Genomic DNA, 26552 nt, shown 5'->3' with positions numbered 1-26552 from the left:
GACGGCATCGACGTACGCCTCGACGGTGTCGCTCCCCGGTTCGTGACGGAGAATCGAGGAGCAAGCCTCGTGTTTTAGCTCTGCCTCTTACCCACAGATCGAGTTGTTGTTGCGGTCAATAAATCCGACCGAAGCCTCGATATCTACAGATTTAACACTCCTATGAGACGATTTTGCTTATATCGCTTACCACATTCAGCAACCCCCCACTGCCGATATCATCGCCCGATTCACTCCTCACCTCGATCTTCCGAGAATAGATTGGGTTCGACAGCGTCTGAAACGTCTGTTTGGGACTCAGTGAACTTGTGGGTAAAAGACAGCGCTTCAGTGGTGGGTAGCTGACAAGTGAACTCTCAGCGAACAGCACGGCGTTGCTCAAAACCCGGCCTTCTCCAGTTCGTCCAAGAACGCCGGGCGGTTCGAGTGCTTGTCTTTCAGGAAATCGACGAACCCCTCAAACCGCGCTTCGGGGACCAATCCTTGTATCTCTTCTAGGTGGTCGGCGATGTCTCGGTAGTGGCGTCGCCCCGTGTCGTTGGCGGCAAACGGGACGAGCAGCTCCCGGTAGAGCTCGAAGTACTCGACCGGCGCAGTGGCTGCGACCGGGTCACGGTACTGGCGAACTGACGAGAGATCTGCGTTCTCTTTCAGTTCGACGAACGCTTTTTTCAGATCGTCGTCGTGGACGTACAGTGCGACGAGGTCCTTTCTATCGTCCCGTTCGAAATGCCGTTCAAATTCCTCGTAGATCGACTGCCACTCCTGATCGTCACAGACTGACTTCAGGTCATCGTACGCTGCCCACTCCGTATGATCGAGAAACAACTGTTTCAGCGTGGTACGGTACTCGTCCACATTCCGGTCCTCGTAGAGGTCGGCAGCGAGCCAACGAAGGTTACGGGGCGATCGGAACGTATGAATACCATCTTCAACGACTTCGATCGCACGGTCTTTGTTGCCCTCGTCAACCAGTTGTCGGGCGTGCTCTTTACAAAACCGTTTGCTCTCAAGATAGATCTCTTCGTAGAGTTGCGAGAGGGCGTCTTCGCGGCCGAGTTCCTCGAGGATGTAGACGTAGGTCGAGAATATCCGCCGCTTCTGGAGTGACGACGATATGTTCGTGTCTCTCGTTCCTGATTCGGTCGGTTCGACGCTAGCGGTGTGTCTCTCGACGGTCGTCGGTTCATCGATGCGCAACTTCTCGAACACGTCACCGACGAAGTACTTGAGTTTCAGTGTCCCGACGGCCAAGTGTTCGACATCTATTGCTCCACCGGTGAAATCGTCGGTACTGAGCGGTCCGTCAGTGAAATCAGATACGTAGAGAACGTCGTCCGTCCGCTCGGAGTGGATAGTCGACTTGTCGTTGCTCGCTGATCCGGCCGCTGTATCGACGCTGTCTTCAGTTTCATCTCGGCGGCCGTCCGCTTTCGAGGACGACTCTCCTGATAGTACTGCGTCGAGTGTGACACCGGAGATGTGTGCGTCGAGTTGCTCCAGCCAGTATTCAAGGCCTGCGTCCGTCGTACAGAGCGTTCGGAGCGCGTCGTCGTAGTAGTCGCTGGCGAAGCCGTAGTCTGCCCCGACGAACTCTTCACAGAGATACTGGATGTACGGCCGCTTTCGCTCGTGGCCGAGGTCCTGTTCTGCGATTGTCTCTGTATACGACTCGATAGCACGTTCCACCTCTCGGCCGTAGTATCCGCTGCTGTCGTCAACCTGGTCCAAGTTTTCGCGTATCGCCTCGGAAACCGCTCGATAGATATCCGTCGCCGTCTGGACGTGGCCTCGTTTTCGATGTGTCTCCGCGAGGTCGGTGTACTGCGAGAAGTCGATGTGTGTGTCGTGTTCGACCATCCCTCGCCGGCTGACAGCGTCGTCGAACAGTCGATCGATCTCCTGCTTGTAGTCGTAGACGGTTTTGGCCGTGTCTTCGCCGACGAACGCGACGAACCGATCGCGGATATCTCGATCCTCCGCAACGATGTCACGCAGAAACGCTCGGAGGTCCTCGGGTGCCGTCTGTTCGATCACCGAATCGATATTGACCGTCTCGTCCCGTTCGGGATCGCTCACCGTCTCGGTGTCTCGGTCGTCTACGGCGAGCAAGACCGCGATGACGTGTTTACAGTCGCCCGCGTAGTCGTACGGACAACTACAACGAGAGCGGACCGTATCGTCCACGAGATCGATAGCGACATCGTAGTAGTTGGATCCCCGAACAGTGGATCTGATCTCGCCGCCGTCGATATCCAGTTCCTGTACCCGATCTTGCTGGTAATAGTTGACACCCCGCTCGAACGACTGTTCGGTACAGAGCGATCGTATTTCGTCTCGTGTCGGGTAGTCCATGTTTTGTATCTGTATACTATGCTACGTACCGAAAACGTGACGCTGTGCTCTCACTGACGTGCGTTAGCACTCTGGCACTCAGCCAGCCTCCCGACAGATTGAATCGTCCGACACGCATGCGTTCACGTACCGAATGCGGCTCGAATTCGACGACGGGACGCTCCTGCTGGAAAACGCACCTGAAACCGTTCCGTGCGCGGAGTGGGACGGCCGTGTCGATGCGTACTGGGCACAAGCTTACCGACACCGGGCGCTCTTGGAATGGGCCGGCCAGTGGGCTGAGAGCGACGACCAAGCAACACTTCAGGATGGCTTCAGCCGAGAGTGTGTTCAAACCCGTAACTCCATGATTTCAACTCTCCCAAACCGACCTCTCTACGAGCCAGAAGCTGACACACTTACTGAAGAAGGGCCCATTGATTTGGTCGCTCCAGGTTCTCCTGAGAGCGTTCAAGAAGATGAGGGAGGCACGCAGCGGATACATGACCTGCTGATCTTCATAGATGAGACTGTCGCTGCTCTCGCCTACACTGACAAAGAGCATGGCTGGACCCTCATCGCCAAAGAAACGGACGAGAACGACGATGCTTACCAACTCGCGCATGATCAGCTACTTGAGTACCGTGGATGTGACGGGTTAGGCCGCAAAGAGGCACTGAAACGAGCTGTAATAAAACTCTACGGCCTTCCCGAGGAAGCGATTGAGGCCAATCCCGAGGAACTTGTCTCCCTGGGTGAGGAGTAATACCTATGGTAGAACTCCCATCAAACGACGAGTGGCCCAACGGCTGGCGGTACAGTCAAAAGCGAGGCGACTATTTCGTCCTTACCTACGACCTACACGAACACCACGTCCTGAAGACTGGCGTTGACGGCTGGAAGGTTGAATACAAGCACAACGGCAAGCCCAACGGAAGTATGTCTACCCGTACATCGCCAGAAAATGGGTTTGAGGTACTGAAGCGGGACCTCTACAACAACTTCCTCGCCTCCGAGGACAAGCCACACGACATGAGCGATGTCTACAACCAGACACTCCCGACGTATGCCGCCGTCTTCGTCGAGTGTGTTCCAGACGCTGACCTCCAACCAGTAATGGGCGATCGTCGTGTCAGCAACTATCAGGAGCTACCCGGCTACGCGTTCATTGTCAAGGAATATGGAAACGGCTGGGAGCGACTCGACGTGCGGACTATCGAGAGTATCGACAAGCTAGAGGAGCATGTCCGAGAGATGGACCTACCGAATGATGGGCCAGTTCCTGCGGTCGAGACGAGGGCTCCGATGGAATTGGGCCACTTCGCTCCTGAAGAAGATGAGGACAAGCCAATTCGTGAATGAGCCAACCCAGAACTATCACAGTCTCGAACGGGAGACATCTCACCTGGCCAAAGGCCTCTCTGACCGACCATCCTCCTATCCCGAGGTGGAGTCGCTCAATCAGTCAAATGCTATCGGCTTCGTCTTTCCTGCTACACCTCAGAGTATCCAAGATGACGAGGACAACAAGCCCCGTGTGTATGACTTGTTGATCACTTCTGGGGAGACAGTCTCCGCACTGGTCTACAACCGGTGCGAGGCGAATGCCATGGGGCTTGACCCCATGGATGAAGCCGACAACTCGTGAACCAAGCCATTAATTCGAAACATCTCAAACAGAGTGGTGTGACGGCACACTTTGCGTCTGGCTTAGTCGGCGAAAACAAGCCGGGTCAGACACTCTGCCGTGACCATCAAGTAGGAGTGGGAGACTCCGAATCCACGCCCGCGGAGGCTGCGCTCCCTGTGGATTCCCTCGCGGAATCTGTCAAGCGCGTCGTGGAAACGGGAAGCCTCGGGGCTTGATCCCGAGGTACTTCACAGTGATTGTACAGGCGGTCAAGGCGACTGCCCCGGGGCTTGACCCCGGGGTGTGTTCACCCCGCTTTCATGATGAATCCGAATCCTCAGACTGACCTCTCGCTGGATGGTCCTCTTTCGCTGTATCAACTTGTAATGCTACACTCCCATACGCCCGGAAGTTACCAATCCAGATACCGAGTCCAACCAAGGTGATAACTACACCAAGGAGGGCAACGACGATTGTTGTCAACAATCCGTCTGTTATCCAGGCAAGAATCAGGAATGTGAGGCCCTGGATAACCAAGACCGAACTCACGAGGACGACTATTCTGACCAAATCCTGTTGGATATCAAGCAAGCTGAGGTCAATATCGGCTAAGGTTTCGTCATCGGACATTACAGGAGGGTCTATTCGCTTCCCACTTCATCATGAGTATTTGATAGAGATACGAGCGCATACCCCCGCCTTGCCGTGAGTGACGAGCGTTCCGACACTCTGTCGGAACCGAGGAACGAACAGGCGGGGGTCGAGCGGACATCATAGTGTGACAAGCCACCGTTCTATTGTAGTGCCGGATTTCCCACGGGTTCACTTCCACTCCGGATAGCTGAGATATATATCTGCCACAACCAAAATCTTCGTACGGCGACGATGGGCGAACTCACGAAAACCCTCGAACTGAAGCTTGTGGACCCGAACCTCCATAAGCGACAGAAACTTCGTGAGACACGCGATGCCTATCGACGGGCGCTTCAGGCTGCCTTTGACACTGGTTGTGACACGCAGTCAGCAACCAACGATGTGGTTGTCGAGTACGACCTGAGCGGCTACGCGAAAAATGCCCTCAAAAAGTACGTCCCACAACTCTGTGGGAACAGCTACGACGCCAACGAGATCCACGACGACCACCCAGTGCGGTTCACAAACGAGGGCCTACAACTCGACCACCAGCCACAGAATGCTATCGAGTGGTACGTCAAAATCCCGCACCACAAGGATTAGCACCTCTGGATTCCGGCACGCGCCAATCCCGACCAGCGGGATTGGATTGAAGCGTTGTACGCAGACGACGCCGAGATGGGTGAAAGTCGGCTGTTTGAGCGGGACGGAACGTGGTATCTCCACGTCACCGTTACCCGCGACGTGGAGGACGAATCTAAAGCGTCCGCCGACAAGCGGACGCCGATTGGTGTGGACCTCGGAGAAGCGAGCCTCGTCACGGTGTGTCACCGCGACGGCTCCGGTTCTCCGGTTCGCCCCCGCCTGTGGGCCGCCGACGGCAAAGCCGTTCGTCGGCACGGAAAAACCTACTTCACCGCCACAAGACGGCTTCAGAAGCGTGGTAGTGAGCGAATCGCAGACTCGTTCGGTGACGCACTGTGGGACCAGATTGACGACGTTTTTCACCGTGTGACCAGCGAGGTCGTGGACTACGCCGAGTCCGTCGACAACCCAGTGTTAGTGCTGGAAGACCTGAGGTACATCCGCGAGAACATGGACTACGGTGAGTACATGAATCGGCGGTTACACGGGTGGGGCTTTGCCAAGCTCCACGCACAGATTCGCTACAAAGCTACCGAGAAGGGGACTCCCGTCGAGACGGTGAATCCCCGGAACACGTCGAAGGCGTGTCACGCCTGCGGTGAACACGGCTACCGGCCACGACAGGCGACGTTTAGACGCTCGAACGACGGCTGTTGGGTCGGTGAGTATCAAGCCGACGTGAACGGGGCGATAAACATTGCAGACCGCTACCGTAGTGGAGAGAGTCACCGCCAAAGCGACTGGGCTTCCCGGCAGAAGGCTGGTGCCGATGACTCGGCTACGGGTGGGGCCTCTTTGACCGGGCCACAAGACAGCCAAGCCGATGCTGAAACCCAGCAGACGACGCTTGGAACGTATGCGTCCTGAAATCAACAGGCCGCTTCGCTCGGCCTGAAATCCCGTGGTGGGATTCCTCCGCGTTCACGCAGAGGAGGAGGTCAAGACAGTGTGCTAGCTCTCTTTCAATCTGCTTGACTTCGCCTCGCCTGAGAACTTTTTTTCATGACACACGCTGTGCGTTTAGCCCAACCGATCACTGTTGCCGTTCCAGTAGTGCCAGTCGTCGACCGCTTGTCTGGTATCGCTGTCAACGTCGAGTACTTCGAGCTGTGACAAAGGGACACCAAACTCCCGGTCCCTCCACTCCACGAGGACGAACATCTCCTGGTTGCTGACTACTTCATCGGTCATTCCAACGACCGGTACCGCTTCGTCCGCTCGCAGCGGGGAGATTGTTCGTTCCTCGATACACCGCGCTTGGAAGGGGAAAGACATCTCACGTTCGAGGTGGTAGCACCAGTTAATAGCCATCTCGTGCGCATTGTAGGCATCTGTGAGTACCTCTCTCCGAATCCGTTTGTTTCGCTCTTCATCCGTTTCCTCTGTCATTGCCGCTTTTCTCGGACAATCGCGGCCGTATCAGTCGATGTAATCACGTCATCACGCTCAAGAACTTCATCAACCTCCGCCGGCTCGTAGACCTCTTTGACGATACAGTAGTAGTGCGATGGCGTGCCGAAATCATAGATCATGCTGAGTCTGTCGCCATCCCAGAGTGTCGCACGCTTAGCGACATCTGCAATCGTCATCTCACTTGCTCTGGTGTACGACCGGTCGCCTGCTTTCTCGTACTGGTGGTCGGGAATCACGTTGAGACTGGAATCCAAGTATTCGTCTTCGAGCCCGTACATCCGGAGATGGAAATCATCGAGCGTACTGAACCGACACACGAGTCTATCCAGTTCCGCCATCGTTGTTTCCGGTCCGACGACGATATCGTACCACTCGTCTCGTGCACGGCCTTTCTGCTTCCATCGGAGTCGATAGCCAACGGTTCCTATCCGCTCAGATATGTCGTCGCCAGCTTGATCCCGCTCGGTCCCGACTGCTTCCCGTGCGTTCGACCAACAATACGAGCAGATTTCGTCGGGCGCATCACCCTTGAAGCCATCTTTGTCGATATCGAGGTCGGCGAGAAACTCCGATACTGGGACGTGTTGCGGGCGCGGATGCCGGTTCCCGTGACTACACATCATCTCCCCAGGACCACCAATACCGAACGAGAAACGAGAGTTTCTCCCGCCTTGATCAGCATCCATATCGATGATATGTACTACTGTTCCGCTTCCGATCTCGATCATGAATCGGTCTGTTGGCTCGCTCATTGCTGATCACCGGTACTGGATGTAGATGCCATGGTCGCGATACAGGTCGTGGAACGTGACGAACCGCCGCTGGGACACCGCTTTCGCCTCGTTCGGGCCTACTCGACGGTCGTACTCTTCGAGCAGGTTGATCTTCTCCTCGCTGGGGAACGGAAACGAGACGCCAGAGGTCGTCGTAACCTCGCCATAGCGAACGGGTCTGAAAAACAGTGCGACCCCCGGCTCTGCGGTTCGGCTGAGATTGATATCTAACAGCGTGCGTTCTTCTCCGTCGTTCAGCAAGTCGGTTACCGTCAGACGGGGGCCTGACTCGCTGACGGATTCGACCTCGAACAGCGAGGGGTCAGCGTCGATGGTGGACTCGAGAATGTCCCGTTCGGTTTCGTTCTCCCAGCGTTCCGCTTCGAGGTAGCGTTCCGCGGCGGTGGTCCCGTCTCGGCGGTAGTCGTACAGCGCGAACTCGAAGTGGGCCGGCATCTGGGATTCGAATTCGTAGGCCAGGTTCGGTCCGTCGAATTCGATGTCCAGTTCCGATGCGGTTTCTACGATCAACTCGCGGTCAGAGTACGCTTCGAGGATGTCGCTGTTCAGTTGTGTTCCGATCTCCCGATAGGTCTTGTAGTGGTCTCCGTCGCTCATTACGAGACAGTATTGCATGCCGGTATCAAGGCTTTTGGGTGTCGAGAGTTCGACGGCGTTACGATTCGTATCGATCCTCCAGATCGTCGAGTGCGCGCCAGAACTGCTCGTCGTTGATCCGAGGCTCCGTCGTCGCCCGCTTCTCCAGCACGCCAGCGTACGTGTCGAACTCCTTGGAAGTTGGATCGGTCGCTAAGATACAGTCGGCGTATCCGTTGAGTGCGGTCTGGATAGTCTTCGCGTAGTGGTTGTGAGCACCGTCGATCCAGTTGTACTTCTCGTCGATCTCTTCGAACACCGCTCGGTAGACGGTCGCAGCGGCCAGATACCGGTCGCGGTCACGGTACTGCTCGGCGATCTCGAAAAACCGGGAGAAGTCGATGGCTTCGAACACGACCGGGTCAGCATGTTGCTTGAACAGTTGCGCGATTTCCTCTCGATACTCCTCGACCGATGCGTGGTCGTCGCCAAAGCGTGCGAGAAACTGCTCGCGCAACTCAGGGTGTTCGGCGAGAGCGTCACGGACGAATCCACGCAGATCGTCGGCCGATACGTTGTCCAAAACTGATCCGACGCGACCGCTCTCGTCTTGTGGCGGACCGGCGGCGATGTCAAGTAGTACCGCGACGACGTGCTTACAGTCGCCGCGCTCCTCGTACGGACAGGTACACTGTGTGTCGATGCTCCGTGAGCCGAACTCGATCGTCACGTCGTACAACTTCGATCCACTGACGCTCGCAGTCACAAGATCGTCGAATCGATCCAGTTGCTGAATGCGTCCCTCGTCACGGTAGTTCACCCCGCGCTCGAACACCGCATCGGTGCTTCGATTCCGGACGGTATCTCGGTCGACATTCATATACCGTCTTCCGACGCGGTCGTAACATTTGATTCTGGTGCCGAATCGGTAGTCTCAGTTGATCACATCGACAGCCGCGTAATCTCGTCTGATGGCGATGAATCAGATGGAACTAACCGTGAAGCGGCTTTGAAACGCCGGTGAGCCTGACCTTCGAGATGGACCGTCGCTGTCAGCGGCAGACTGCCGCCGACGCAACAGTGTTGTCACTCACGACCGCTGTCCAAATCGGTGGACAGCTACCGGAAAACCGGCTGTCGAGTGGCTGGTTCGCTGGAACGGACCTTCGTGCACCAAGCGCTGTCCAAGCGGCCCGCAACACCATCTCACAGAACCCAGTGAACGACCACTGCCAGAGGCGACGCCCCGTCGAGGTGGGCGCCGCCAGTTCCACAGTCTTCCAAGCAGACACTTTCACTCAAGACCCGATATAACCGACTGAAGCTTCGTTTTACAGGGCTTTGGAGCTTGTAGACACTGTCTCCAAACCCTGCTGCTCATTCGTTTTTAGTTAAGCCCAGTAGTAATATTATGCTACCAGATTATGCGCCAAGGTGTTTGAAGAGATGAATCTCACGAGCCAACTGGTATTGCCGTCGAAATCAAACAATAATACTGTCAGCTAAATATTCTTTAGGTTAGAGTGTGATTAGCAAGTATGTCTACGCTTGACGCCGCCACTCTTGACGACCTCCGCGACGCTCTCGCGGAGGTCGAAGATAAAAAGCCGACACAGCGGCTAATGGCGGTGATCAACTATCTTGAAGAAGACGGTGCAACGATGGCGGAGGTTGCTGAACGATACGGATACACCGGTCCATGGTTGTCTCGGTGGGTTGGCCGGCTCGACCGGCTCGCTGATGAGCCGGTCGAGCAAGTCGCCTACGACGATCCGCGCGAAGGCAGACCAACCGAACTCTCTGATGAACAGCACAAGCGGTTCGTCAAGGTACTTCACGAATCGCCCGAGGAAGTAGGATTAGACGCGCCCGCGTGGTCTGTTCCACTAGCTCGTCACTATCTCGCCGAAGAGTTTGACGTTGAGTACTGTGAGCGGCACGTCCGGAGATTGATGTCTGAGGCCGGGCTGTCCTGGAAGACAGCCCGGCCGGAGTTCTACAAATCCGACGAAAGAGCCCAAGAAGCCTGGAAAGAAGGCTTCAAAAAAAGCGCAACGACCTGGACGACGAATACACGATCCTGACCATCGATCAGACGAGACAGGTTCTCTCGACGTTGATTTATGCGTGGTTTCTGGAAGGAGAGCGCCCGTCACTGCCGGTGACGGGCGCGTGGGATAGCATCAAGTTGCGTTGCTCCGTTGAACGCCGACGCCGTCTGCGGATCGTATCGCTGATTTCACGGGATTTGGACGCCGTCTGGCGATATGGGACGTCTCAAGACCCTCGCACAGACGTTTCACGAATTCGCCACGAACCATGTTGAACAACCAGACGTACCCGCTGTCGCCGACGGCGACAACGGGTACCCCAAGTCCACCAAAATCGCGCTCCTTCTGCTCAAAGAGGAAATCAACAAGCCGCTTCGGAGGCTCGAAGACTATCTCAACGAGATGCCGGGAATTCTCGGTGTGTTTGATCTTGACTCATCGCCGGATTACACATCTTTCAGCGTCTGGGACGATGAATTCCCGATGAAAGAACTCCGCCGCCTGCTCCGCGCCTCGGCGGAGCAGGCGGGGCTCTCAGGCACCGCGTCGATCGACGCCAGCGGCTTTCAGCGTGATCAAGCCAGCTCACACTACCGGAATCGGGTCGGTTACTCGTTCAACGCGATGAAAACCACGCTGCTTGTTGACACGGATTCTCTTGCTATCATGGACGCTCATTTCACGACGAAGAAAGCCTATGACGGCCATATCGGGCTGCAGGTCTTTCGGCGGAACGCCGAAGACCTGCAGGCGTTGCTGGCCGACAAGATGTACTCGTGGAGTAATCTCCGTGAAGCTTGCCGTGACAGGTCTACACGGCCAGTGATCAAACACTGCGAGCAAAACGCACTCAAGAAAGCCCACAACGCCAGAATTGACGATGATGTCTACAACCAGCGGTCAATGAGTGAGACCGTGTTTGCGATGGTAAAAGACGACGGCGACGAGATCCGCTCCCGGAGCTGGCACGGCCAGTTCCGGGAGCTCACACGGAAGTGTATCGTCCATAACCTCGAGCAGGCGGCGAGTTAGAGCTCGCCGCCTGCTCCCCTTCTCCGAACGCTCTTCAGTAGACTGGCGGAACCAGGAGCATTAGTGCCTCTGGCCCGGCAAAAACGGGTATGTATGAAGACCGTCCTGCCTTCGGCCAGAGGCTATCAGAACTTGCGGAACTTGGGGTAATAGAATTTCGGGCCGAGCCGCTCGACGCCATCGTCGAGCGGCGTCTCAAGACGATCTGGGAAGAACGCTCCTGTCCACACTGCGGCGCAGACAACCTCCACGCTCTCAACGGCTCTGACCGCATCTGGTGTGGCCGCTGTGACTGGAAAACCACGTACACGCGAGGGACACCCTTCTACGATTCGGAACTCACCCCAGGTGAGTTCCTCATCGCCTTCATCCTCTACGCTGATACACTCCTCAGCATTACCCAAATCGCTGAACTCCTCTCACCGTGTTACACGACGCTTCACGACCAGCTCAGAGAGTTTGAAACCGCGTTCTGTCGGGGATTTCCGACTGTCTGGGAGCGCATCTCCCAGACAGTCGATGGGCCAACACAGGTCGATGAAACACAGCAGGTGTGTTCGGGCTTCAAAGGCCAAGATCCGCCGCGGGAGGGACTCAACCGCGGCGGGTCGCCCGAGGGTGGACGTACCCGCTGGACAGGGGATCAGGGTGACGAACTGACGCTCGTCGCGGCGTGCCGCGACGTGCTTCGCGTGGTCTCAGCTCAGGAAGGAAGCGACTATGAAGATGACCTTGGGCCAGTTATCGAGGAAGCAGACGACCTCTCCCAGCCGCTGGGAGAGGTCTGGACCGATGGACTGCCAGCTTACCGAGGCATGGAGCACGATCACCAATACGTTGTCCACGACGAGAGGTACGTCTCCGACAAAGGCGTCCACACGAACCAGGTAGAGTGTCTCTGGTCACTGCTCCAACCGTGGTTGGCGAAGTTCCGCGGCCTGTCCAAGCAGGGCTTGGAACAGGCCGCTCGGACCTACGGCTTCCTCCGGTCACTGAACCTTACTGGGGCACCGATCCACAGTCTCGTGGACTGTATCGCTGTCAATGTATTCCGCTAGTTCCGCCAGTCTACCGAAGAGCGTCTCCGAATGTATCCGAGAGAGGCATCGCCATCGTCCACCTCATGCTTTATCTGGTATCTTGTGAAACTGATGCTTTGGTTGCCGCACAATTCCGCTCGAATCGAATCGTCCGATCTGAGAATCTACAGCTAAAGCGCTGCTACCGGTAGAAAATCGAATATCAAAAATCCGATGTTGCCGCCGTCTTGCGTTCAACACGGCAAGTTGCTTGGTGCAGTCAGCGATGGCGGTGAGACGTTCTTCCTGCCGTGTGCAGGGAATTTTAACAGCGACACGACGATTCGACTTCTCGACGCACTTCAGACTGAATTCGGCGAGAAGATTTGCGTCGTTTTGGACAACGCCTCGTATTTCACGGCGAACAAGGTCCAAGAGTTTGCTGAAGGTACACCGATAGAACTCTGTTACCTACCGCGGGGTTCACCGGAGCTGAACCCCGCGGAAGAGTGTTGGAGACAACTTGATCAAGAACTTGGGAACCGCCTGTTTGACACACTCGACGATCTCCGTGAGGCTGCTCTCTCTGCACTCGACCGGGTCGAAATCCCAGATGTGTTTACGTATTTATGTCCGTAAGTATAAGGATCTGCTTCAGACCCAGATCTCGAACCGTAGCCGGTGTGATCGTCCGGAATTCAGCCCGAGAACACCGTTATTAAATATTACTGTGAGTGTTAACTAAAGACGAGTGCCCTGCTGCTTCGCACGTGAGGCTTTCTATGACAGGCCCTGCTGTGTATCCATGAAAAGCAGCCTCTATAGTGCTATTACCGCTGTTATTAGCATACAGCACTGCGAATTGAGAGCAGGGAGAGGCAGTATATTAAAAAAGCGTGTGTGCTTGTTACTGTTGTTTGGTGTTTATGGCTCGTACGTCCGAAGGACTGTCTTTTCGCCACCTATGTCCCCAATTATTTGCACACTGGAATTACCGTGTTTCACGGTTACAGTCTCGCCTACCTCTTTTAGAGTTCCATTGGTTGATGTCCCGGAATTGTCAGTCGCATTGACAGTAACGAGATCCACATTTCCTTGACTAACTAGTGTTACCGTAACATAGGAGCTGTTAGGTTCATCAATTGAGACTCCAGCATTTGCGTTCTGGCCCAGCTGGTCACCGAGTCCGAGCACGAACGTCCCGATCACAGCCGCTAAAATTACAGTTATGGCGACCATGAGTATAACCCCTATAACAGGGCTGACGGCCCGTTCACTGTCTTGGAATGTTTTTTTAATGTTCATGATGTCGTTGTATCGCCAACGGAACAGGTACGAAGGTTAACGACACTCGGGTACAGAATACTAGGTGCCTTGTGAGGCCCTATATCGTGTAGACCCGAAGTGGTAGGATGACTTTCCATCCTGCCGTTACCTTCAGTTTGTCCGCTGGTATGCTCTAATGTACGCAAAGCACAGTTATAAGTACTCTGATCAGGATATCAAATGTGAAAACTACCCACAAGATGTATCTCTCAGCCTGTCAACATACAGATATGGAACCGACGACGCGCTCAATCGCGCGGACCTACTCCGATCGCGTCTACCCTGACCCGTGGCAAAAGGTCGAGGACTACCAGCGCGTGCAGGCGTACGCCGCCGAGCACCCAAACGCCGGTCGGACAGCGGTGGGAACCGCACTCGAGCTACCGGCGGGGAGGGTTCGGCCGTGGCTCAACGGTGGCCGGCCCGACCCGGTGCGCGGGATCGAGACGGCCAGTGCGAACGGCTGGCTCGATCCCGAATGCGACATGGCAGGTGCTCTTGTTAAGCTGCTCGCGCACGTCCTCGCGGGCGGGAGTATCAACGAAACGTTCGTCCCTGCAATCACGATCGGGCGCCGGGTTGATCGCGAGGCGATCGAGGCAGCATTCGCGGCGGTCGGCGTCGACACACACTGTCGCCATGCGAACAGCGACGGACGCGCGACCGAACTGTACCCAGCAACGGACGCCTCGGTGCTCGGGCGGTGTCTCGTCGCCATGGGCGCCCCACAGGGCGCAAAGACCGCCCTTGATGCCGTCCCGGCGGTCGTCTGGGAGAGTCCCGAGTCGATCCGGCGTCGGTTTGTCGAGGTGTACGTCGCGCACCGTGGCCTACACTTTGAGACGAAGGCAACGACACGCATCCAAGAGGAGCGCCCGAAGTCATATATCGTCGATCTTCACAAACTTATCAGCGAATCCGTCTCCAGTCATGTCTCATACGGAGAGCGAGGGATCACTATTTCGGCGAACGCCGCTCGTGAACTCGGGTTCGCTTGAACAACATCTCTGACGAAGAGAGACTGTCACACGCCCGTCTCTGACGGTGAGGAGTCGGCGCTACGCGCGGGCTGTGCTGCGGATCTGGTGTCTGACGTCCTGTGCGACCACGACCAGCGTCACCACGAGTATGATCGCGGAGAAGGCGGTCCAGAGCCGGACGTTGATCCCGTTAACGCCCGCCCAGAACGGCACGGTGGGGCGCGGCCGCGCCGCGACAAACGGCCACAGCAGGTCTGGCGGCACCTGTCCCGCGAGCAGGCTCCGGTACGTGTCACCGACCAGATGTGACAGGTACGCGGCGGCGAACGCGCCGGCGACGCGCGGCCGCTCGGTGTAGTGCCCGTACGCAAGCACACCGGCCGCGATTGGGAGCGCGAACGGCAACGAGTGCATGAAGACCCGGCCGCTTGGCAGCACCCCGAGCTGGTGTGCGAGCGGCTTGTCCACGAGATCCGGAAACTGACTGCCGACCGCGGTCACAAACACCACTCCACGTGTCGGTAGGTGTCGATCACGAACGGCGACGTACGCTATCACCGGTAGGAGGGCGATGAGTAAGTGTCCGTGGGGGAACACGCCTATTGGTTCTAACCCCGGGCAGAAGAACGTTCTTGCCGCAATTTATTGTAGACCTTCTTCTGGAGACAACAACGCGATCTGCCAGCCGGCTAGCAGTGACCCAGCCAGACTCATCGGGACAGCGATCGCGAGCCCGGCACCGAGCAACCACCGTGGAGTCCGGACCACGTTCTCAAAGCCGACGAGAGCAGCAGCGGTAAGATTGAGGAGTTCAACGAGCGGCAGGGTGGCGACCACCCCGACGACCCCTCCAAGGACACCAAGCACCAACGCCTGTGTAAGCACTACCCCGACAAGCGTTGAGGTCCGTGAGCCAAGCGCTTTGAGTGCTGCCAGCTCCCGTCGTTGTTGATACACCACCGACACCATGAGATTTGCCGTGAGCGCGAGTCCCGCAAGAACACCAAGCACGACGAAACTCCCGCCGCTCGCGAGCAAGACGGCCTGCCGTTCGAGTGTGGCTTCCAACTGCTCGCTATTCGTCCGAACCGTATATTCGGGATACTCGGCTTCAATCGCGCTCGCAACGGTACTTGGAGAGGCACCTGCGTTGAGACTCACCGTAATGAGTGACGCCCGATCAGTTGCGGTAGTCCCTGTGACCGCTTGGAGCTCACTCAGGTGAAGCGTTACGGACGGCGTTCCAAGAAACCGTGAGAAGGTTGGTGAAACACCGACAATCTCAAACTGGTTAGCTCGGGCTGACGAGAGCGTCCCGCCGACATAGATGGAGTCTCCAACACCGACATCAAGCAGTTCGGCCGTCCGCGGATCAATAATGATTTCGTGAGTCATCGGGCCAGCGTAGGTCCCGTTCGCGTAGTGGACGTCACCCTGTTGGAACTGTGTCCCGTTTGTGATCTCCACGGCAGGTCCAACGCCGGACCCAACCCCAACGATCGTCTCCCATTTGTCCCCACTCGTGCTCACATAGACGGTTTGATACGCCATCGGCACCGCCGCTGTCACGTCTTCACGCGAATCGATTGCGGCCGCAACCGAATGCGCATCGACGACCGTGTTCTCAAAGCCCCCGACAGTTCCCGGCGCAAGCTGGACGGGGCCACCAGTAACCCATAGGTCACGGCCAGACGCATCGAACTGTTCTTGCCCCGTCTCGACGACGCCAAGCCCCACTCCGGCAAGTAGCGTAACCGACAACACCGCTAACGCGATCCCGATAATCGCCAACAGCGTCCGGGTGCGGTGCTGCCGCAACTGTGTCAGCCCAATGCCGGTGACCGCTCGCAAGCGCGACACCCCACGCATTAGCTAAGCACCTCGAGCTGGTCGGTTCGTGCCGCGATCCAGGCGGGATACGGCGTCGCCAACACACCAATTGCGAAGGCGACACCGGGGCCGTAGGCGAGCAGGGCGGGGTGAAACGCCGCGATCTGGCTAACGGAGCCAAAGATGGTTGCGCCGACGTTCAATACTTGGAGGCCAGCCACCCCACCCAGAGTGCCGATGAACCCGCCGAGCCCGGCGATGGTGAGTGTCTGCGCGAACACGATGACCATCTGTGAGGATGTCGATATGCCAAGCGCCCCTTGAACGGCGATCATTTCCCGGGCAGCAATTGTCTCTAACCCAACGAGTGTTGCAACGAACAGCGTACCGATTGCGACGGTTGCGATGAGGGCAGCGACGGCGACAGCAACCGGCAGGCTTGATGTAGAAAGGTCTTCTCCACCCAGCCCCGCCCGCGTCAATACCTGTGTTTCCGGATATGCCGCCGCTAGTGTGGATTCGACGGTTGGATCGTTTGTACTGACGAGGATCTGGTCGGCTGAATCCTGGCGTGCGGTGTTTGTCAGTGTCTGAAGCTCACTCGCATGGACCACAATCAGCGGGACGGGGCCTACGCCACCAGAGAGATCGCCGTCGGCAATGGCAGTCGTTGTGAATGTCTGATTCTGCCCTGCTCGGGCCGGACGGATGGTATCACCCCGCTCAAGCCCCACAATTTCGGCGGCGGCACCACTCACGATCGCTTCGCCCGTCCAGGGACCAGTATACTCCCCATCAGCGTAATGTGGATCGCCCGGCGTAAGCTGGTTGGTTGGCAGCCCTAACAGGCGCTCGCCACTCTCCGGTGGAATCACGCCCGCCGCAAAGACGTATTCGGGTGTCGTGTCCGTGTCAATCTGAAGAATTTGAAGTTCAACTGGCGTGGCAAAGGTCACTCGCTCATCAGCTTGGAGCCGTGCTGTGGTCTCATGAACAGCACCAAGCTGGGGGCCTTCCACGGAGACGGCGACGCTGCTGACCGATCCACCGTCGGGAACGATCCAATAATCCACATCATCACCCTGAATCGTCGATCCACCAGCCAAATTGACCGCGACGCCAGTCACGCTGATCATCAACGCCACAGCGAGCGCCACGCCACACACGCTCAACAGGAGCCGCCGGCTCTCACCAGTCCGTAGTCGGCCAACGGTCTGGGTGACACCAACCCCGAAGTGACTACTTCGTTTACCCATCAGTGAGCCTCCCGTCACGGAGCCGGAGTACACGATCCATCCGGTCGATCGCCATCGGGTCATGTGACGCGACAACGACAGCATGATCGGCAGCCACGTCCGCGAGCAGATCTAAGACTGCCTCGCTGGCCGTCGAATCGAGTTCACCGGTTGGCTCGTCAGCGATCACGAGATCTGGGTCCCCGCCAAGAGCCCGCGCGACAGCAACCCGCTGTTGTTCACCACCGCTGAGTGCTGCTGGGCGATGTGAGAGTCGATCGCCTAGTCCAACGTCTTCGAGTAGTGACTGTGCTCGGCGTCGCCGCTCTCGTTTCCCACTGCCTTGTTCGATCATTGGCAGCGCAACGTTTTGAAGCGCTGTCAACGACGGGAGGAGGTGGAACCGTTGGAACACAATTCCGACGTGATCGCGCCTGATGGCGGTGCGTCCACGTTCGCCCATCAAACTGGTGTTCATACCAGTAATCGCGACGTTGCCAGTGTCGGGTGTCTCGAGCGCAGCCAGTAGATGAAGCAATGTGGATTTTCCGCTTCCACTAGGGCCCGCGAGGCCGACTAACTCACCCCGTTGGACCGCCATCGAAACGGCATCTACAGCCGTGACTGACGTCCCAGACTGTCGTGAGAAGAGGCTTCCAGTACCGCCGCGTGTGTATGTTCGAACAACCTCCGTACACTGGACAATGGGTGAGTCGCTCATTGAATTCGTCTGTGATTCACTGGACATACTCTGCGTACAAGTCCTTTATTCCGGGTAGTCCATCATACACCCACACCACGAGACCCACAACCGTGAGGACGCCTCCAAACACCACCATCGGTGTCGCTTCAAGAGTGAGAAAAAATTCGATGAAACTCTGGGATTCACCCTCCGGCACGGAAGTCAGTGGCCACAGCCAGTATCCGAGCCCGGTATACTCCTGTGTAAGCACTGGATAGATGCTATCTCCAACCAGATGGGAGACGTAGCCAATTGCGAACGCACTGACGAGTGTACGCTGATCAGGGTACTGAGTGAGGCGCCACAGAACGAGTGCGACTACTGTGAACGTCACTAATGAGTGGGACAGACTCCGTCCATAGGGGAGTAGTGGGATCGTCCACGTCAGCGGTTTATCAATCAGATCGGGAAACTGTGTTCCAAGTCCGAGTGTGAAGACGGCTAAGCCGATCGGCGGATGCCCGATCTGCCAGCGAGCATACAGCGAGTAGATGAGGTAGCCGAACGCAGCATGTCCCCACGGTAGCATCTACTCTAAGATAATTTTGGGAGATATATAATCGCGTTGAATAGAATTCTTTCGCAGGAATCAACGAGTGGAACCTGTTCCTGGGTCCCCGATCAGTTCCTCTACTGCTGAGAGGGTCTCGGCAGCCGCATCCGATGACAGTCCGTCTGCCGAATACGTAGCGGTCTCGTACGCTTCTGTGACCTGTGCTAACTGTGCCGTGTCGATCTCATGATCGGCGTGTAACTGGCGATAAAACTCCCAATGAGTCTGTGGGGTCGACAGTGAGCCACTAGATTGTAACCGTGACCGGACGGCTGCGTACGCAGACTGGACGGCAACATTTGGGTGGCCAGCAGCCAGCGCTTCACGGGCCGAATGTAATGATGCCTGCGTGACCGCCTCTATCTGGCCGTTATCCGACAGTCCAGTCGTGGCAGACGACGCGGTGGTTGTCGTTGTCTCGGAGTCTGCGGCCGGGTCCGTTGAATCGGTAACTCGAGCCCAGGTTTGCGTGATCCACTCTCGATCAACGCCACGCGAAGCGAGCAACACCACGATAACACTCATGACTAAGAGGCCACCACCAACGACACCAGCGAGGACCCTGCCGACTCCAAGTCCGGCGCTTGGAAGTGGCACGCGTTGTTGAGCCGCACTCGCCTCTAGGTTCGTGCCAGTGCCCTCGAAGGTCGCAGTCACCGTGATGTCACTGCCACGAAGACCGGCTGGAAGCTCGTAAGTAGCCTGATACCCCCCACTCGCATTCGTCTCGACAGTACCGAGAGTAGTCTCTCCGATCGCGACACGAATAGATCGATCGGACAGTGGGTCACCATCGGCAGTCCGTAACTGCCCACCCACCGTTACATTCCGAGTCTCGTTCGTGCTGGTGACGGTCGGGTCAGTCGAGAGGTCTGTTGGGGTCGATTGAACGGTGATCGGTGCCGTTGCCATCGACCGCTCGATCGCCAGCTCACGCCGATCGATCGACACTTGGAGATTAGCATCACCGGCTGGAATTGTCTCCGGCATCGATCCCGAAAGCGTAATGCGACCACTAGAATTGGTTTCGGCAGTCGCGATCCGCTGCTGGTCGAGTGTCAAAACAATGGGAATGCCCGCAAGCGATCGGTTGTATTCGGCTGCGATCATAACCTGTCCAGTGGCCTGAACTGGCTCGGTGAACGCGGCCGCCTGAGTCGTGTTCTCGAGTTCGACCGACGTCGCAGCCTGCTCAGTGATCGAGACGGCAACCGTCTCCGTAACTGGAAGATACGGCTCACTCCCAGTGGGCGTATATGCTACTGTGAGGTTCCTCGCACTTGTCGAGGCGAGCAGTGGTCGGTATGTCGTCTCGAACTGTCCAGTCTCGGTCGTGCGTGTCGTGATGGAATCTTCACCTAAGCTAACGCTTACCGATGCGTTCCTGATTGGCGCTCCACCGACCGTGGTCAGCTGTCCGGAAACACGCAGTGGATCGCTTGCGGCGACCGTTGTTTGGTTCGTCTCGACAGTTATGTTCGTCTCAGTAAACTCACGGTCGATGACGCCAGCTGCCGCTCGCTGGACCGTTTGTTGAACGACGGAGATCGACTCCTGTGTTGCGTTGAAATCAATCTCAGTCTCTGTTTCGAGTGCCTCGTACTGTTCGTTGAGCTCCGTTGTCGTTTGACTCAGCTCTTCAGCAGTCGTTAGGAGTTCACGTGCCAATTGCCGTGCTTTTTCATCACTCCCGTTGTCGACCGCATTCTGATACTCTTGGCCAGTTATTTCTAATTCTTCGATTGAATCTGTCAGTTGTAGCTGCTGTTCACGAGTTAGATTGAACCGATCCGCTGTCTCCTCGGCATCGATGTCAGCAGCCACGGCCGAATACCGCTCGAGAAGGACAGCATATTCTTCGGCTTCGAGTGGTAGCCGACCCTCCGCGTACTCACCCTCGCTGAGTGCGGCCGCACTCAGATTCAACCGTGACCCTAGTTGTGTCGCGAGATGGCTTGCGACGCGCTGGTCGTCACCAGCTTCAGAGATAACTTCGGGGTTCTGGTGCGGGGGCGTGGCGTTGGCCGTCTCATTAGCTGTCCCGTTCGTGGCCGAACTTTCTGGCCCTGGAGCTGGGGTTGCTCCAACCCCACCGGCGATGACACTGACAAGAATGATCGCAGCGGCGAGTGCGCTGTAGCGGCGACGGCGAGCCGACACACCAGTATACCAGCCGTCAGGTGATTTGAATGTTCCTCTTCCTCAAAGATGAACGGCCAGATCGGAAGCCAAGTTTGAATTGAATTGAAACTGAGATGTACCCAATGGACGTCACAGACCGCTGGTGGGCAACGGCCGGAAGCGGTCTTGTCTTCGTCATCATCGGTGTGCTTGCTGAACGACCGGCGTTGCTACTTGCGGCAGCGGGACTCGGCGCGTGGATTCTTGCCACCGCCGCGGTTGCGGGTCGGACGTTCACGCAGGCATACGACCGAACGACAGTAACCTACACGCTCGGTGCTGATGATACACTTGTTGATACGCCGATTATAGCTACGGTGTCGCTATCGCGACCGAACACTCGTACTACCCTCCCGGTGACCGTTCAGGCGACCACACCACCGGGCGTCACCACCGAAGCCGGCGATCAGACGCTCTCGCTAGCGCCAGGTGACACAGAAGACACGACGGAGTTCACCGTCACCGCCTCGATATCGGGTCGATTTGAATTCCCCAAGCCAATCATAACTCTACACGATCCGCTAGGTTTGTATCAGACGCATGTTGAGTGGGAGACCACACCGACGGTAACGGTCCGTCCACCAACCCCGGACCTCCATGTCGGCCGGGGTGGTGAACGCGTTGACAGCGCCTATGGGCAACACCAATCGGATCGTCCTGGTCCTGGCGTGACAATTCGGGAACTCAGACAGTACGTCCCCGGTGATGATGTTCAACAGATCGATTGGAACGCAACGGCGCGGCTCGCAGAGACCTATATCAGAGAAACCGAAGGAGAAACCGATCGGCGGACGACGCTTATCATCGACCACCGCTCACAGATGGGGGTGGGCCGTGACGGAGAGACGATGTTGGAGTACGCCCGTGAGGTGGGAATCGGAATCACACGCGCGGCTGCTACTCGTGATGACCCACTTGGCTTACGCACGGTCGGTGATGACGGCCTGACGAATATCGTTCAATCTGGGACAAGCGATCAGACGTACGCACAGATCGAGTCTCGACTGTATGACCTCGTCCCGACCACTGCCGACTCATCCTCAGGTGGACGGACGGCGCGTGAGGCCCGTGAGCGGAGTGATCGCCTCACTGATGATGAGACACCATTTGCGCGGATTCTCGGAGCGTATCTGCGTGATCAGGACCCGTATGTGACACGAATCCGTGATGACCCACTTGTCGGGACTGTCCGCAGCGTTCGTAACCAAGTCGGCGCCGACGACGTGCTCGTTATCGTTACCAGTGATACAGATCCGACCACAGTAACGGAGGCGGTGAAGGCCGCTGTCCGTGGCGGTGGCCGGACGATCCTATTTTTGACTCCCCAATGTCTGTTCGAACCAGCTGGGCTGACGGATCTCGATGTCGCATACGACCAGTATAGAACATTTGAAACACTCCGCCAGGATCTCGATACGCATCCCCGAATGACAGCACTCGAAATCGCACCAGACAGCCGTGTCGATGCGGTGCTCGCACACCGTCGGATGAGTTCAACTACCCGATGACTCACACGGACACACCACAGTCGCGTATGGATCCGCCCATCGGATCACTTCGAGCTCGCGATCCCGTCAGTATCGGTGCGCTGGTTATCCTCCTCGGCGTTATCGCTATTACCGGGATGACGCGTGAACTCCTCATTGCCGTTCCGTTGTTACTCGTCGCAGGGGTGCTCCCCGCACCGATTGCCTTCGCTACAGGCCAGCTTGCCGTTTTTCCCACGATCTCTCTCGAAGACACGCTGCTTGTCGGTGTGACGCAACTCGCGTTGCTCTGTGTGCTTACTGAGCCTGCCCGACGTCACCAGCGGTGGGCAGTATTTATCGGCACGCTACCGACGTATGGCTTACTCGTGGCTGTCGTTGCTATTGGACTCCGTGAGGGGCTCGTCGTGGCAGGTGGGCTCCTCTGTATCGCTGTCATAGTGGGGACGTATCTTGCCCGGCGGGTGACGTTGGTACAGCTCGGTCGTGTCGCTTTGGATCGCACACCGTTAGCCGACGGGGCTAGTGGTGCTGAGATGACAACTGCTGTGTCAACTGACGAGACAGCCGGTGAGACTTCTGTTCCCGACACAGATCCCGATACTGGTCCATCCTCTGAGTTGAGCGAGACTGACGAGATCCAGAGCAATCCTTCTTCAACCAACGACGAAAGCGAGCCGAAAAGGTAAACATACCAGTCTCGAAAGGGACAGCGACGGAATGGCCAGTACCGGAGAGACAGACGCAACACGATCGGCTGTGACGGAGTCGGAATCACCTGAGGAGACGTCACCAGCTGATCTCCGGCGACAACTTGCTGTCCTTGAAGCGGAGAATCGCCAACTCCGTGAAGAGTACGCCCGCGCCCAACAGGCCACCTATCGACGGACCGCACTCGGATTGTTTATTGTTGGTGTTGCCGGGATCGCCGGTGGGCTCATCTTTCCAGACGCTCGGACTGTCCTGTTCGCTCTCGGTGGGACAGGCGTCTTCGCCGGTGTGCTTACGTTCGTGTTAACCCCAGAACGATTTGTATCCGCGCGCGTAGGTGCGCGCTTATTCCAAGCGCTCCGAGCCGATCGCGATGCGACTGTGGATGAACTTGGCTTGGAAGGAGATCCGGTGTATGTGCCGACAGATGACGTCCGATTGTTCGTTCCACGCTACCAAGACCGGCCGCTTCCACCTGATTCAGCACTATCGGATCTGTTTGTCGTTCCCGAGACACCTGAGCAGGGTGGCGTCGCCTTCCATCCAACTGGGAGACCACTCTTCGAGGCGTTTGAAGACACCCGCAGCCAGCCACTCAGTGAGACTCCGCACACGGTTGCGGCGACGGCTGCCGATGCGCTGGTTGAACTGTTTGAACTCGCTGATGGGGTTGAGTACGCGGTCGATACCGACACAGGTCGGGTCACCTTCGAAGTGGTTGGTGCCGGCCTCGGTGATCCCACGGGAATCGATCATCCGATTCCCTCATTTCTGGCTGTCAGTCTGGTTGAAACGCTTGGTATACCGGTCCGTGTCGAGATAACTGACGATGACCCGCTCGCGATCACCTGTCGGTACGACACTCAAAATGAGACCTGAAGCCGGTGGTCTCCACACAGTCCTGCTGTGTAGCGGCCTCGGACTACTCTTCGTCGAGTTCTGAGCCGCCATCGGGTGCCTGTGGTTGGCTGTTCGCGTCGAACTCGAGATCTGCGCTTGGCGGCATCACACCATCGACGATCTCCTCAATGATCGCTGTGACAGACTGGTCGGCAAGTTCCGCATCAGTCGTCCGAATGACTCGATGGACGAACACGGGCTCTGTGAGCGCTTTCACGTCATCAGGAATGACATACGAACGGCCTCGGATCGCTGCCCGGGCCTTACTCCCGCGGAGAAACGCCAGTGTGGCCCGCGGTGAGCCACCATACTGGAGCGTGGCTGCCTCTCGTGTTGCAGCGACGAGATCCAGGATGTACTCTTTGACCGGCTCAGCAACGAACACGTCTGTGACAACGTCTTGTGCGGCCGCAAGCTCATCTGAGTCAACGACTTGTGAGACTGTCTCCGCATCCAACGCCGGCGCACTATCGAATCGGTTGAGTACTTCTCGCTCCTCTGCTCGGTCGGGAATATCGACAGTGTATTTGAACTGAAATCGGTCCCGTTGGGCCTCAGGCAACTCGAAGACACCCTCCATCTCGATTGGGTTCTGTGTCGCAATCACCATGAACGGTGCTGGCAACGAGAGTGTTTCGCCGTCGATAGTAACCGTTGACTCTTCCATCGCCTCCAACAGTGCGCTTTGTGTTTTCGGGGTTGCCCGATTTATCTCGTCGGCCACGACAAGATTCGCAAACACCGGGCCTTTCCGTAGTTGGAACTCCCCTGTTGCTTGTCGGTATACGTTTGTTCCGACAATGTCAGCCGGAACCATATCCGGTGTCATCTGAACCCGGCTATACGACAAGCCTGTTGCCTGCGCGAATGCGTTGGCAATGGTAGTCTTTGCGACACCGGGAACTCCCTCAAGCAAGACGTGGCCGTCTGTCAGTAGTGCTATCGTAAGCCCCTCCAGAATGTCTTCGTTTCCGACGACGACCCCACTGGTCGCCTCACAGATCGCCTCATACACCCCCTCCGGACTACTCATCATCTTCGGTTCGTGAGCGCTCGGATAAAACATCTGTCATCACCTGCCGAAGTCGTGTCTCATCCCACTCGGGATGTCGCTGACTGAGCGATTTGAGGAGCGTGTCCTCATCAATAAGTTCCGTCGGCGTATCCTCGTCGCCACTAGCGATTTCACGAAGCCATATTGGGAAGTGGTCCCGTAGGGGCTCCGGTACTATCTCGAGTAGCCCACCCCAGGTCGATCGGCTGGTGAACCGACCAAAGACACCGTACGCCCAGACGAATCCAATCGCAACCCCCACGAGAGCCATCTGAACCACTACTGATGACCGAACAGCCAAGAGTATGATAGATAGAGGTGGTTGTTCACCAGCTCGCGAGTAATCAAGAAGCGTCTGCTGGTGTGTCTCCAAGAGTGCCGTCGCGAACGCCTCATTGTCGGGCTGCGTTAGCATTGTATTGATGAACACACTGGGATCACTCACTGCGATCACGCGTCCATCCCCAACGGATTCGACGGTCACTACCGGATAGGTACTCAGTTCATCGCCCGGCGATAATCCTCCTGTTCCGTCTCGATCGAGATAGCCGAACCGCGAACTTGTGGCGAGTACGGTTGATCCGTTGGCGTCGATTGCTGTTGCGCCGTTCAACGTCAGCTGCGCAACGTCAGAGGTATACCGTGAGTCAGTGACGTTCGTCGCTACTGGGAGTGAGGGCGCTTGGTAGTACTCACGTTCGTCTAGTAGTTGTGTCCCGTTAAACCGGGCATCCGCACCGACCGCTGAGAGTAACGCATTCCCCCCGGAACCGAAGTCATCAGCAATGACAACAGTGCCACCCGACCGTACGAACGCTCGGACACGCCGTGAGTCGTTTGCTGTGTAGGGTTCTTCGGGAGCGAGAATAATTGCGGTTGTTTCACTCGTGTTAGAACGCTCATAGGCTGTCGTTTCGAGGGCGATCTGTGACTCACTTTGTTGATCTGCGAGTTCTCGAAACTCACTCGTTCCGTCCCAGTCGATGTTATACCCGCCGAATGTAGCCGTACTTGTACTTGCTGCGATGACGATTGCCACACTGAGCGTGAGAATCAGCGCATACAATACGAGACGTGGGACCGGTGGTCTACGCATCTATATGACTCCCTCTGGAAGAATCTCCAAGATGCGTCTGATAACGATATATCCGAACCCCGCAAGTCCAATCGCAATTACAGGCAGAAGACGGCGCCGCCAACGTGGTGTCACGTTGAATGGGGCTGTGAGTTCAACGACGACTAACAGTCCAATAAGCGACATCACAAAAAAGAGCTCTAGTGTCAACGATTCAAGCGCCGTCAACAAGACAATGACACTGAGCATCCACGCGACGGCCCCGTAGAGAAACCGGCGTCGCTTCCCGAGTCTCATTACTCGTGTCTCTGTATCCTCCGGCATCAATCCTCTGGTGCTGGCTCTCCCGGC

At 56.9% G+C, this 26552-nt stretch carries 24 protein-coding genes and 5 pseudogenes; 12 read left to right on the top strand and 17 right to left on the bottom strand.

The annotated features are described in order from the left end of the window. Positions 1-378: 378 nt before the first annotated feature. A complete protein-coding gene (locus EO776_RS13825) occupies positions 379-2355 on the bottom strand; it encodes an SWIM zinc finger family protein (RefSeq protein WP_129452468.1) in 1977 nt (658 codons plus the stop codon). Positions 2356-2488: 133 nt separating this feature from the next. On the opposite strand from EO776_RS13825, the pseudogene EO776_RS19395 reads away from it, so the two are divergent. The 3 genes and pseudogenes from EO776_RS19395 to EO776_RS13810 all read left to right on the top strand — a co-directional run. After that, positions 2489-2674, top strand: a pseudogene (locus tag EO776_RS19395) (ATP-dependent helicase); the annotation flags it as partial. A gap of 431 nt (positions 2675-3105) precedes the next feature. After that, positions 3106-3696: a hypothetical protein gene (locus EO776_RS13815; RefSeq protein WP_129452467.1), complete on the top strand. Its 591-nt coding sequence runs from the start codon at positions 3106-3108 to the stop codon at positions 3694-3696. Beyond that, the gene (locus EO776_RS13810; RefSeq protein ID WP_129452466.1) at positions 3689-3982 is read left to right on the top strand and encodes a hypothetical protein; all 294 of its coding nucleotides are present in this window, start codon (positions 3689-3691) and stop codon (positions 3980-3982) included. The genes EO776_RS13815 and EO776_RS13810 overlap by 8 nt, the downstream gene beginning before the upstream one ends. A gap of 300 nt (positions 3983-4282) precedes the next feature. Here the strand turns inward: EO776_RS13810 and EO776_RS13800 are convergent, their stop codons facing one another. After that, positions 4283-4594 carry a hypothetical protein gene (locus EO776_RS13800; RefSeq protein ID WP_049933544.1) on the bottom strand — a complete coding sequence of 104 codons (312 nt, stop codon included), beginning with the start codon at positions 4592-4594 and terminating at the stop codon, positions 4283-4285. A 255-nt stretch (positions 4595-4849) separates the two neighbouring features. On the opposite strand from EO776_RS13800, the pseudogene EO776_RS13795 reads away from it, so the two are divergent. Continuing rightward, positions 4850-6109: pseudogene (locus EO776_RS13795) on the top strand (RNA-guided endonuclease InsQ/TnpB family protein). A 153-nt stretch (positions 6110-6262) separates the two neighbouring features. On the opposite strand, the gene EO776_RS13790 reads toward EO776_RS13795, so the two are convergent. The 5 genes and pseudogenes from EO776_RS13790 to EO776_RS13770 form a co-directional block, all read right to left on the bottom strand. Then, positions 6263-6631: a calcium-binding protein gene (locus EO776_RS13790; RefSeq protein WP_049933565.1), complete on the bottom strand. Its 369-nt coding sequence runs from the start codon at positions 6629-6631 to the stop codon at positions 6263-6265. Further along, entirely contained in the window at positions 6628-7407 is a 780-nt protein-coding gene (locus EO776_RS13785; RefSeq protein ID WP_049933564.1) for a hypothetical protein, read from the bottom strand. The genes EO776_RS13790 and EO776_RS13785 overlap by 4 nt, the downstream gene beginning before the upstream one ends. A gap of 6 nt (positions 7408-7413) precedes the next feature. Next, a complete protein-coding gene (locus EO776_RS13780; protein ID WP_129452465.1) occupies positions 7414-8046 on the bottom strand; it encodes a hypothetical protein in 633 nt (210 codons plus the stop codon). A 58-nt stretch (positions 8047-8104) separates the two neighbouring features. Beyond that, positions 8105-8905, bottom strand: a complete 801-nt coding sequence (locus EO776_RS13775; RefSeq protein ID WP_094580612.1) for an SWIM zinc finger family protein — start codon at positions 8903-8905, stop codon at positions 8105-8107. Positions 8906-9152: 247 nt separating this feature from the next. After that, a pseudogene (locus EO776_RS13770) lies at positions 9153-9308 on the bottom strand (ISH3 family transposase); the annotation flags it as partial. A 255-nt stretch (positions 9309-9563) separates the two neighbouring features. Here EO776_RS13770 and EO776_RS13765 point away from each other — a divergent pair. The 4 genes and pseudogenes from EO776_RS13765 to EO776_RS13750 all read left to right on the top strand — a co-directional run. Further along, a pseudogene (locus tag EO776_RS13765) lies at positions 9564-10216 on the top strand (IS630 family transposase); the annotation flags it as partial. 76 nt (positions 10217-10292) lie between these two features. Next, the gene (locus EO776_RS13760; protein WP_129452464.1) at positions 10293-11108 is read left to right on the top strand and encodes an IS5 family transposase; all 816 of its coding nucleotides are present in this window, start codon (positions 10293-10295) and stop codon (positions 11106-11108) included. An 89-nt stretch (positions 11109-11197) separates the two neighbouring features. Continuing rightward, on the top strand, positions 11198-12166 hold the full coding sequence (locus tag EO776_RS13755) for an IS1595 family transposase (protein WP_129452463.1): 969 nt from the start codon (positions 11198-11200) through the stop codon (positions 12164-12166). Positions 12167-12391: 225 nt separating this feature from the next. Further along, a pseudogene (locus EO776_RS13750) lies at positions 12392-12766 on the top strand (IS630 family transposase); the annotation flags it as partial. A gap of 285 nt (positions 12767-13051) precedes the next feature. Here EO776_RS13750 and EO776_RS19390 read toward each other — a convergent pair. After that, a complete protein-coding gene (locus EO776_RS19390) occupies positions 13052-13432 on the bottom strand; it encodes a type IV pilin (RefSeq protein WP_246041436.1) in 381 nt (126 codons plus the stop codon). Positions 13433-13683: 251 nt separating this feature from the next. Here EO776_RS19390 and EO776_RS13740 point away from each other — a divergent pair, with 251 nt between their 5' ends. Continuing rightward, on the top strand, positions 13684-14451 hold the full coding sequence (locus EO776_RS13740; protein ID WP_129452462.1) for a hypothetical protein: 768 nt from the start codon (positions 13684-13686) through the stop codon (positions 14449-14451). A 60-nt stretch (positions 14452-14511) separates the two neighbouring features. Here the strand turns inward: EO776_RS13740 and EO776_RS13735 are convergent, their stop codons facing one another. The 6 genes from EO776_RS13735 to EO776_RS13710 all read right to left on the bottom strand — a co-directional run bounded on the left by EO776_RS13735 (position 14512) and on the right by EO776_RS13710 (position 20953). Further along, positions 14512-15030: a metal-dependent hydrolase gene (locus EO776_RS13735; RefSeq protein WP_094520456.1), complete on the bottom strand. Its 519-nt coding sequence runs from the start codon at positions 15028-15030 to the stop codon at positions 14512-14514. 45 nt (positions 15031-15075) lie between these two features. After that, positions 15076-16224: an ABC transporter permease gene (locus tag EO776_RS13730; RefSeq protein ID WP_246041434.1), complete on the bottom strand. Its 1149-nt coding sequence runs from the start codon at positions 16222-16224 to the stop codon at positions 15076-15078. A 77-nt stretch (positions 16225-16301) separates the two neighbouring features. Next, on the bottom strand, positions 16302-17519 hold the full coding sequence (locus EO776_RS13725) for an ABC transporter permease (RefSeq protein ID WP_129452460.1): 1218 nt from the start codon (positions 17517-17519) through the stop codon (positions 16302-16304). Beyond that, entirely contained in the window at positions 17512-18246 is a 735-nt protein-coding gene (locus EO776_RS19660) for an ABC transporter ATP-binding protein (RefSeq protein WP_129452459.1), read from the bottom strand. The genes EO776_RS13725 and EO776_RS19660 overlap by 8 nt, the downstream gene beginning before the upstream one ends. Beyond that, the gene (locus EO776_RS13715; protein ID WP_129452458.1) at positions 18236-18769 is read right to left on the bottom strand and encodes a metal-dependent hydrolase; all 534 of its coding nucleotides are present in this window, start codon (positions 18767-18769) and stop codon (positions 18236-18238) included. The genes EO776_RS19660 and EO776_RS13715 overlap by 11 nt, the downstream gene beginning before the upstream one ends. Positions 18770-18829: 60 nt before the next feature. Continuing rightward, positions 18830-20953, bottom strand: a complete 2124-nt coding sequence (locus tag EO776_RS13710) for a peptidase associated/transthyretin-like domain-containing protein (RefSeq protein ID WP_129452457.1) — start codon at positions 20951-20953, stop codon at positions 18830-18832. Between the two features lie 104 nt (positions 20954-21057). Between EO776_RS13710 and EO776_RS13705 the strand changes: the two genes are divergently transcribed. The 3 genes from EO776_RS13705 (at position 21058) to EO776_RS19375 (ending at position 24051) form a co-directional block, all read left to right on the top strand. Next, a complete protein-coding gene (locus EO776_RS13705) occupies positions 21058-22482 on the top strand; it encodes a DUF58 domain-containing protein (protein ID WP_080508685.1) in 1425 nt (474 codons plus the stop codon). Positions 22483-22508: 26 nt separating this feature from the next. After that, on the top strand, positions 22509-23150 hold the full coding sequence (locus EO776_RS13700) for a hypothetical protein (protein ID WP_129452456.1): 642 nt from the start codon (positions 22509-22511) through the stop codon (positions 23148-23150). A 403-nt stretch (positions 23151-23553) separates the two neighbouring features. Beyond that, complete coding sequence (locus tag EO776_RS19375; RefSeq protein ID WP_241997599.1) at positions 23554-24051, top strand: hypothetical protein; 498 nt, start codon at positions 23554-23556, stop codon at positions 24049-24051. Positions 24052-24094: 43 nt separating this feature from the next. Here EO776_RS19375 and EO776_RS13690 read toward each other — a convergent pair whose 3' ends face one another. Genes EO776_RS13690 through EO776_RS13680 form a run of 3 tightly spaced genes read right to left on the bottom strand, consistent with a single transcriptional unit; the run spans position 24095 to position 26498 of the window. After that, positions 24095-25105, bottom strand: coding sequence for an AAA family ATPase (locus tag EO776_RS13690; protein WP_129452455.1), 1011 nt, complete (start codon positions 25103-25105; stop codon positions 24095-24097). Continuing rightward, entirely contained in the window at positions 25098-26165 is a 1068-nt protein-coding gene (locus EO776_RS13685; RefSeq protein WP_246041432.1) for a DUF4350 domain-containing protein, read from the bottom strand. The genes EO776_RS13690 and EO776_RS13685 overlap by 8 nt, the downstream gene beginning before the upstream one ends. A 57-nt stretch (positions 26166-26222) precedes the next feature. Continuing rightward, positions 26223-26498 (bottom strand): hypothetical protein, encoded by a 276-nt coding sequence (locus EO776_RS13680; RefSeq protein ID WP_129452454.1) that lies wholly within the window; start codon positions 26496-26498, stop codon positions 26223-26225. Positions 26499-26552: the final 54 nt, after the last annotated feature.

This window comes from Halorubrum ezzemoulense (assembly GCF_004126515.1).
GTDB classification, from domain to species: Archaea; Halobacteriota; Halobacteria; order Halobacteriales; family Haloferacaceae; genus Halorubrum; species Halorubrum ezzemoulense.
Note: the sequence above shows the minus strand (reverse complement) of the source record. Positions and strands in the feature narration are given on the sequence as shown.